General features: G+C 54.9%; 4 protein-coding genes. 1 reads left to right on the top strand and 3 read right to left on the bottom strand.

Annotated elements, in window-relative coordinates; all coding sequences use genetic code 11:
- The first annotated feature begins 77 nt into the window (after positions 1–77).
- Positions 78–1628 carry an ATP-binding protein gene (locus tag BW14_RS11640; protein ID WP_044089766.1) on the top strand — a complete coding sequence of 517 codons (1551 nt, stop codon included), beginning with the start codon at positions 78–80 and terminating at the stop codon, positions 1626–1628.
- A 717-nt stretch (positions 1629–2345) separates the two neighbouring features.
- Here BW14_RS11640 and BW14_RS11635 read toward each other — a convergent pair.
- The 3 genes from BW14_RS11635 to BW14_RS11625 form a co-directional block, all read right to left on the bottom strand.
- Entirely contained in the window at positions 2346–3977 is a 1632-nt protein-coding gene (locus BW14_RS11635; protein ID WP_140490762.1) for a hypothetical protein, read from the bottom strand.
- A 253-nt stretch (positions 3978–4230) separates the two neighbouring features.
- Positions 4231–6276 carry an isopeptide-forming domain-containing fimbrial protein gene (locus BW14_RS11630; RefSeq protein ID WP_181162390.1) on the bottom strand — a complete coding sequence of 682 codons (2046 nt, stop codon included), beginning with the start codon at positions 6274–6276 and terminating at the stop codon, positions 4231–4233.
- 334 nt (positions 6277–6610) lie between these two features.
- A complete protein-coding gene (locus BW14_RS11625) occupies positions 6611–8494 on the bottom strand; it encodes a collagen binding domain-containing protein (RefSeq protein ID WP_044095972.1) in 1884 nt (627 codons plus the stop codon).
- Between the last annotated feature and the right edge of the window lie 261 nt (positions 8495–8755).

Here is an 8755-nt window from a genome sequence, read left to right as displayed (position 1 = left end):
AAGTTTTAAATCCTATAGCAGGATTTTCAATTCGACGATAACCTGCACAGCAACCTGCGACAACAATGAGGTGTGATATGCCTGCGGAACTTGAGCAACTGGTGAGGGACACGGTGAAAAACCGTTGCGAGACACAGACGTTGGAGGTCAAAGCCGCCGCGGAAGGCACACCGCGCGTATACGATTCGTTGTCTTCGTTCTCCAATCAGAACGAGGGCGGCATCATTCTATTCGGCATTGACGAGCAAGCGGGCTTCACAATTTGCGGCGTCTACAACGCGCAGGATCTACAGAAAAAAGTGTATGGCCAATGCGAAGGCATGACACCGCAGATACGGCCCGTCTTCGCCACGGTCACCGTAGACGGCAAAACTGTGGTGGCGGCATACATCAACGGCCGTCCCATGAGCGAGCGCCCGGTGTACCGAACCAGCCGAGGTATCACGGAAGGATCCTATACGCGCATCGGAGATGCTGACGTGCGTATGACCGCCACCGAGCTTTATGAAATCGAATCCTTCAAAGAGGGCCGCAGAGACGACATCAGCATTAGCCCATCCGCGGAACCCGACATGCTGGACAAGACCAAAGTCGCCCAGTTCATCATCGACGCAGCCAAGGAACGGCCACTGCTGGCACGACGCTCAGACGATGAGATCCTGACGCTCACCGGAGTCATGCAGCATCGCAAGCCCACACTGGCGGGCATGCTGACACTCGGCGATTATCCGCAACGCATCTACCCCAATTCATGCATCACCGCAATCGCGGTGAACGGCACCGACATTCAGCCCGATGGCAATGGGCAGCGTTTCACGGACAACAAACGTTACGAGGGCACCATATCTGAGATGCTCGAGGGCGCCGCGGGGTTCGTGGCCCGCAACAGTAGAACCAAAGTGGTGATCCGCAACGGCAAACGTACGGACATACCCGAATATCCGGAAACCGCCGTACGGGAGATACTCACCAACGCGTTGATGCACCGCGATTATGGCCCCTATTCCAACGGAACCCCCATTCGCCTTGTGCTGTTCTCCGATAGGCTCGAATGCTGGAATCCGGGAGGCGTATATGGCGGGCAAAGCATCAACGATCTGGGATACGCCAATATGCCGACCCGCAACCCCACCTTGGTCTCATTGCTGGAAATAGAGAAAATCGCGGAGAATCGCCATTTGGGAATCCCCGTCATTCGCGAAGAAGCCGCAGATTGCGGCGTCCGCCAGCCGGAGTTCATCGACCGCAAAGGCTCGTTCATGGTTCGGTTCTTCAACACCGCTGATCCTGCGGAGCGTACGGGGCATGCGACTCCCACAGAACCCGCGAATCATATCGAGCATGTCGACAATGCCAGCGATGAGAGCCGCGCACAGGCATCCCCGGAACAGGCGCAGGGCAACGCACATGAGCGCTACATAGATTCCGAACAAGTCCGACAAAGCATACTCCGATATTGCGCAACGCCCCGTTCCGCACAAGACATAGCAGGCCACCTCGGTCTGAGCATGACATATGTAAGACGAGCATATGTGCTTCCCCTGGTCGCCGGAGGACAACTCGCGCTGACGCTGCCGGACAAGCCACGCAGCAAATTCCAGCGATACCAGTCCAGCACCGCTGCGTGATTCAACCGCGCCATTGAACAGCTGTCGCGAGCCGCCCTTGCGGCCCCACTGGTGGGGTCAGGCATGTTGAGGATGGTTGGCGATGATTGAGGATGATTGGGATTGTTGGGATTATTGGGATTATTGGCGATGATTGGGATGGCCGGCAATGACCCTTCCGCCAGCGATTGAGGTGTGGCCGTGCCCCGCAAATGCAAAAACGCGCTTTCTGCAGTTGCGGGGCACACGGGTGCGGCACGCAAACGCCGTCAATCGATACACATGACCACCGTGGCACAACCACGAACAGCAAAACCGCAGAAAACCGCCATTCTCAGATTCCACGCTATTGTGGGCACGAAACAGGCCGCGCCCCGCAAGTGAAAAACAGGCGATATTGCAGTAGCGGGGCACGCGACAGGCATCCGCATCACACCCCAGCACGCCCACAGCGAAGCCAAACGGCCACAACATACCCGGCTGGCTTTGCTTAGCAGCACTTCGCTTAGCAGCACGCAGCGAAGCCAGCCGGGCAACTACTGGCCAAACCACTTCACTGAGAACGCCCAACGCAGCCAAACGGCCACCACATGCCCAACCGACTTCACTGAAACGCTGTCAGTGAAGTCATCACGACATCAACTGGCCCGATGGCTTCACTAAGCCAACTCAACGAAGCCAAACGGCCACCACATGGCCAAAAGGCTGCGCCACCACAACACTCTGCCAATAAATACGCTAGCGCAATATACGGAACGTTTGTTTCGGACAATTTTTATAGAGCGACATAGTGAAACAAGCCTGTAAATGACTATCGTCAACTTTCTCCTGGCCGGTCCAGGTAGCGGCGATATGAGTTATAGGAGCGGTCGGAGACACGGGCTGCTTTTTCTCCCATGTGGCTGTTGAAAGCACATCCACATATGAAGGAAGGGGAGGCTTGACTGCGGCATTAGTCCAATTCGACGGGAACACCCATTGCTTCTTCTGATAAGCACTTCTGGTTGCTGCCTCCACTGTACAGGGTATGCCGTAATTGTTATCCTTGCCGAAGGAGAAGAGTAGCCGCGCATAACCTGCGTTAGGCCGTTGAGGAAGATTGAACGGGCTAATCTTGCCACCATGATGAGCAGCCACTACAGCGGCTATTACGGCATTAGGGAACGGGTCAATGAAACTATCATATGACGCGTCGCCAGGCAGAACCCATTTAGAAAGCGTACCGTCCGGATTCGTGTTCTCAACGTTGACTGCTATTCCGCACTCGTTTGGATCGCCAGTTAATGATCCAGTACATTGCGTCAACGCTATTTTCTGGCCCGCTTGAGTAGTAATCGTCATCGTGGCAGGTTGGTTAGCCTTGATGAGGTTTGGGAACGGCAAAATGGTACATTTTGCATCAATCAGTGTTTTGACCAAGCGCATGGAACCTGGACGAAGTGATGAACCGACAGGAGGAAGCACCCATACACCGTTCTTTACAGGCTTACCAACCTTTCTATATGCACCTGCGTAATGATCAAAATGCCAATGAGACAAAATAACAGGAGCAGGATTCGATTCATGCCGGCAATAGCGTAATGAATGTGGCGTAGTACCGCCACCTTTCGAGTACAAACCATGGCCGTAATCACTGTAAGCAAGAACTCTTCCATGACAGTCAGCAAGACCGACGCATAGCCCTTGACCAACATTAAAACAAATACACTGATCCATCCGTTTAAGAGGTTTTAACGCAATTTCAAGCTGGCTTATGGATGCATCATGTCGATGCAATCCCTGCGCGTACAGGACTGCTTCCATTGCTGCGGATTCTTGTTGGGAACACACTTGAGCATCGATAAACCTACGGAGTTGAGCAGCATCCCACTGAAAACCGTAATGCCATGTAGACAACGCAAAGCCAATCGAAGGAAGCGTCGTGCGTGGATTGTTGTCGACTACCTCATCAAGACGAATTCTGAACCAAGTATTAAACCTGTCTCGCACTTGGAAAATGCTATGATTCGATTCAATAACAATCGTAATACGGCATATACTTAATTGGCTAAGAGGATCGTCCACGGAGTCCAAAGTATCGAAATCATAGTCGAACGCACGATTCCAATACTTGGTGACATTCTCCCTGATCTGATCGACGCTCCTCGTAATTGCATCCACGGAATCATCAGGGTTATTGTGAATTGCAAAATACGAATCTGGACCAGCGTTCCACAAGCCATCTGAACGTGCATTAATAGCAGAAAACACTACAAGTAAACGGCCCTCATCGCTAGGCTCAATCTCATCAATCTTGGCGTAAAACAGTCTTTCCCGTTTCCCGCGATCCCTAGACGAGCGAGTACGACGCGGCGTCCGAACATATTCCATGCTACCCCCCACACACACAGTCATAAATGAGTACCATTATACTTGTCGGCTCTGTGAGACCAGGTTGACTAGAGTTTCAATTCCACTCACCTTATTACGTCTTAACGGTTATCTCTTGCCTGCCCGTAGATGCAATATACAAGGCTTTATATCCCCAGATACACGAATGGTCTGCTTGCGCCAAGCAAGCAGACCATTCTATTGATTAACGCACCGGAAGCGTTATTTCATTCCCTCTACGCGCATGTACGTATCACGCACGAAGGGCGCGCTTGGTGGCGCGGGACTTCATGTAGACGGTGATGGAAGCACCGGCGAGGAGCGCAGCGATGACGCCGAACATCGCGATGCCGGCAGCACCGGTCTTCGGCAGCTCGAAGACGTTCTTCACGTTCAGCACGTTGTACTGATATGTGACCTCGCCATCCTTGCTGACAAGGCTCCATGCATCGCCTTCATCACCGGAGTACTCGACGGCGGAAACAGTGACCTTGCCGTCAGCATCCTTGGTGTCTTGAGCAACCTGATCGCCCCAAGTCTGAGCGGACGGATCCTTGGTGGATTCATCAGCCACGTAGTTCGGGGTGATGGTGAAGTCGAAGCTCGGCAGAATCGTGCTCTGGTAGTCAGCCGGAGCCTTGACCTCAGTCACCTTGTAGTTGATGACATTGCCATCAGCATCAGTGGCAGCCAGACCATCAAGACCAGAGACCAAACCCTTCTCGTCGGAAGCGAACTTGGTGGCATCCGCCTCGTTCACCCACTCGACCTTGGACACCTTCTTGCCATTCGCATCGGTCTCAGTGGTGGTCTTCATGTACACGGTCTGTGCAGCGGTACCAGCGCCCACAACCTTGGACACCACGAACTCAGCACCCTCCAGCGGAAGGTTCTTGCCGGCGTCCTTGGCGTACTTTTCGATCTGGAACTTGAAGGTGTAGACATTGACCTCACCGCCAGGGATGGTGGTCTTGTCTTCGATGTTATCCGGGTTGTTGGAGTAGGTGAGCTCGACCTTGTTCGGGTTGGCCTGCACGTTACCGGGGATGGAAATCAGGGCATCCTTGTTGAGCTCGGCCTTGAGGATCACCTTCACAGTGCCGCCTTCAAGGATCTTGCCATCCTTGACGCTGGTGGCCGTAGGAGTCTGGTTAACGTAACCGCCGAGATCAATCGTCACCTTGGTGGCGTTGTTTGCAGCGGCATTATCCGTGTACTTGGCAGCCTCGTTGGTCACCGAGTAATCGTTGTGCGCGTTGTAGGTGTTCTTCACCAGAGTCTTAGTCTCGTCGCCCTTGGTGACCGTCACGGATTCGATGCTCTTGAAGGTCAGGCCAGCGCTCATCTTATCGATGACCTGCAGCACGCGACGATTGGTACCGGTGTACGGGTTGTCGGAGTCCTTCTCGTAGCCAGTGTAGGTCGGAATCTTGGTGGTCAGCTCGTAGGTGACTTCGTCGCCGATGTTGAAGTCCGGGGTGGTGTCGGAAGTGTAGCCATCGTTCTTGTTACCCTGAACGACCTGCTTGTACACCGGCAGTGTCTGGTTCTTCAGGTTGATCACGCCATCGGCGAGAACCTTCTCGGTGATGCCATCTTCGGAGACGACCAGCTTGGTGCCCAGCACCATCTTCAGCGAGTTGGTCCACTCCTCATTCTGCTTGGTCGGATCCTTCTGGTCAGCGGAGGTAGTGTCATTCGCTTCTGTAGTATCCACGACCAGATACAGACCTGGTTCGAGATTAGTAACAGTGTAGGAGAAGGTGTCCGTGTCCGAGCCGGGCTGACCGATCACACCCTGGAGATCCTGCGCAGTCAAGTCGGATACAGTCTTCGCCGGCTCACCAAGCTTGGTGATGTCCAATTGCTCGGCAAACGTACGGGTCAGGCCAAGCCACGGATTCTCAGTGGACTGCACACCATTGTCGAGACGCCCCTGCTTCTGCGCAGACCATGCCAGAGGATCCTCATTGGAATCGGCGGGATACTGATCGTTGGCCTTGTTCAGCGCGTCCTGGATTTCCTTGACGGATTCCGACTGCTTGTCGTGGACAACGCCATCCTGCCAGCCGTTCGTCTTCAGACCAACAGTGGTTGCACCCTGATACTGCTCATAGTCGGCAAGCTTGTACACCTTGAACGTACGTCCGACCAACGATGCCTCGCTGCCGCGCAGTTCAATCGTGGTACCCAATTGCGGATATGACGGCGTTTCCACCGCATTCGCGGTGCTGGCGCCGAGGGCCAGACCGCCGAGCAGGGTCGCCAGGGCGGCGACGCCTGCGAATAGTTTCCTCATCTGCATGAGAAACCCTTCTTTCTTGTTCTTCTGAATTCTTCTTGAATTCTTTGGTTACTGCGTGTTGCTGTCGCGAAAAACGGGAATCAGCCAGACGCTATGCGTCACCGGGCGTCGGTTATGCATCGAAACTGCACCGGATGCTCCGTTGCGTGACACAGTTACCGCATCACGTCCGTGGCATCGTCCGCACGGCTCGTTCTTCGCGATCCGCAAGTCTTGAATTAGTGATTGACGAACTCGGAGTCCGTCGGCTGTAATACCCCCCTCAGCCCCCCTTATTTTCCCATCAGAAAGGGACACTGGCATACCAATTGACGAGGGCCTCAAAAGTTCAGGCGAGCCCCTTTCTCTTGCGATATTCGTTGATCAGGGCAAGTATGATTGCGGCAGCCACGGCGGCGACGCCACCGATCAGCAGCCAGGTACGCGCGTCGGTACCGCCGGTAAACGGCAGGGACGCGACCAGCTTCGCATTCGTCAGCGTGCACTCGTCGGTCGTCTCGCCTCCTCCGGCAGTCGGCACGACGGTCCGGCGCTCAGCCGGGATGCCGAAGCGCGCAGCGATTCGCGCGACTGCGGTGGCAGTCGCATTGGCCGCAGTCTTCGCAACGCCGGCGCCCGGGTTATCGTTTGACTGGGTAGCCGGCTTCTGTGCCAAACACTGTGTCGTAGCGACGTTCGATGAAGTATTCCATTCGCCGTGCAGGGTCATGCTCGACTGACCCTTGGCATCAATGGTGATAATCGCGTAGGTCTTGTCGGGGTCCGGCTTGGCGTAGCCGTCCTGGGCTTTGGTTTCGACCAGCTTGTACTGGGTCTTGGCGTCTTCCGGAGTAGACGAGTACGTCAGCTCGCGCACGGTGAAGTGGCCCTCGGCGGGGTTCTTGTCCACGTACGACTGCTTAGTGTTCGATTGCTTGGCGCAGTCGGCACTGGTGCAATCGGTTACTGTGCGGGAATCCGTCGTCGGTTCACCTTGGCTATCCAACTTAGTAATCGTCCACTCGGTGCCGCTCAGCAGCTTGCTGTCGTCCGCAACGTCGACCTTCTTCCACGACACTCCAGTAGGAGTGTTGGCGATCTGGTTGCCGTCCACTTCCGTACCGGCCGTGTCGTTCGCGCTGGTGTGCTTGGTAAGTGTGACGGCGGCGTTGGATGCGGGATCGATGGTGAACGTGTAATACGTGTCCTTGTCGGGCTGTTGGTATCCGTCCGGCGCCTTGGTTTCGACCAGTTTGTAGTTGCCGGCCAGCAGGCCATTCACGGTAAAGCGGCCTTCGGCACCGTTGGAATCCTTGAGTTCCTTGGAACCGCTTTGGGTCTCCGGGCACTCCTTCACCGAGTCGCTGAGCACACAATCTGTGACTTTGAGATTCGCGAACGATGTATCGTCCTTGCCGTCCTCGGTCAGCTTGGTGATGGTCCACTCGCTGCCGGGAAGGTCCTGCAAAGCGGTGACGTCATCCTTGGTATTGTTCTTGCTCCAGCTGACGCTGCCACTCATCGGACTGTTACCGATGGCATTATCCTTGATTGGGCCGTAACCGTCCGGATCGACGTTCTTGTCCAGTGTGATGGGCGGCTCTTTGACGTTGCCGTCCTCCTGCTCCACAATCGTGAACGTGTACACATTGGTAGTGGCGTGATATCCGTTCGGCGCCGCCTTTTCCTTCAGCAAGTACGTACCTGGCTTGAGATTCTCCACACCGATCTTGCCCGGCTGCGGGTTGGTGTCGCGGATACCGCCATCGCGAATATCCACCTCCAGCCACTTGGATTCATCGGCATCCGTCACTTCATGCCAGCACGTGGACGGCTTCGCTGCAGTGTTGTTCTGGCAGTCAAGTGGACGCAGGTACTCGTTCAGCATGCCGCCGTTTTGTGTGCGCAGAGTCCAGACGGAGCCATCAAGGTATACGGGCTCTTTATTGGTATCGCCGGAATTGGCATCAGATGCCGCGACCTTGTCCCACGAGGCGGAGTACGGGGTGGAGAAAGAAATCACGCCGTTGGTGCCGAACGCGCCGCCGGACAGACGTGCCGCGTTGTTGGTGAACCGAACGGCGGCGTTGTTCCAGACAATAGACTTACCACCATCAGTTGTTGGCGCACCATTCGCTTTGCCATACTCCGTCAGCTGGGCCTTCAGCGCGATACCGGTGTAAATGGTGTTGAAGGTCGATGATGAATCGGCATGATATGGGCTGTCGCCCAAATGCGTATCTTCAGATTGATCCCTGTCTGGATTTACGAGGTGAAGTTCCGCAGGCGCATTTGCCTTGACCTTGGCAAGCTCATTCAACGAATCCGAATTGTAACGTTGCGGATATCCAACATCATTCCTATCCAATTCATTATCAGCATATCGCTTCACAGCATTGCTGCCCGGATTCAATTTGTAAGTGCAACACTCGTCTTTGGGTGGCTTGTCTTTGACGTTACCCTGTCGAGCTCGCGGTACCAAACCTCGTTGGGC

It is taken from the genome of Bifidobacterium sp. UTBIF-68, assembly GCF_006408855.1.
Classification (GTDB): domain Bacteria; phylum Actinomycetota; class Actinomycetes; order Actinomycetales; family Bifidobacteriaceae; genus Bifidobacterium; species Bifidobacterium reuteri.
The sequence above is the reverse complement of the archived record's forward strand: the minus strand, read 5'-3'. Positions and strand labels throughout refer to the sequence as shown.